Below are 509 nucleotides of genomic sequence, written 5' to 3' on the forward strand. Positions count from 1 at the left end.
CACCTCATACAAAACGATCCGCGATTACAAACCGGTCGTGAAGAAAAAAACCATTTCGCTCCGCAAGAATCAACATCTCCTGCTCACCGGTCCCAATGGCATCGGCAAATCGACCTTGCTCGAATCGCTCGCCAGCGGCAGTGCGGAAGGTGCGACTATTACGCCCGGCGTGAAGGTCGTCTATTACCGCCAGGATTTTTCGAATATGGATTTTGAGCGCACAGTGCGTGAAGAACTATTCGCGGTGATGGATAAACACATGGAAGAAGCGATGCGCGCGGTCGCGGCTGGTTTTCTCATCAAAGACGAACTCATCAATGCCAAGATCGGCCAGTTGTCGGAAGGACAGAAAGGTCTCGTCGCGTTCGCGCGCCTCGTCCTCATGCAGCCGGGACTTCTCATACTCGATGAGCCGACTAATCATATAAATTTCCGTCACCTCCCCGTCATAGCCGCCGCACTCTCGGAATACAAAGGCGCGATGATCCTCGTCTCGCACGTCCCCGAAT

The 509-nt window shown here is 53.6% G+C and carries 1 protein-coding gene; it reads left to right on the forward strand.

Annotated features, from left to right (window positions below; genetic code table 11):
* Positions 1-37: 37 nt before the first annotated feature.
* On the forward strand, positions 38-509 hold a 472-nt coding region (locus H7U32_RS09775), incomplete at its 3' end, for an ATP-binding cassette domain-containing protein (RefSeq protein WP_204469853.1).

Origin of the sequence: Bifidobacterium pullorum subsp. saeculare (assembly GCF_016899725.1) — a bacterium.
In the GTDB taxonomy this organism is placed as follows: domain Bacteria; phylum Actinomycetota; class Actinomycetes; order Actinomycetales; family Bifidobacteriaceae; genus Bifidobacterium; species Bifidobacterium pullorum_C.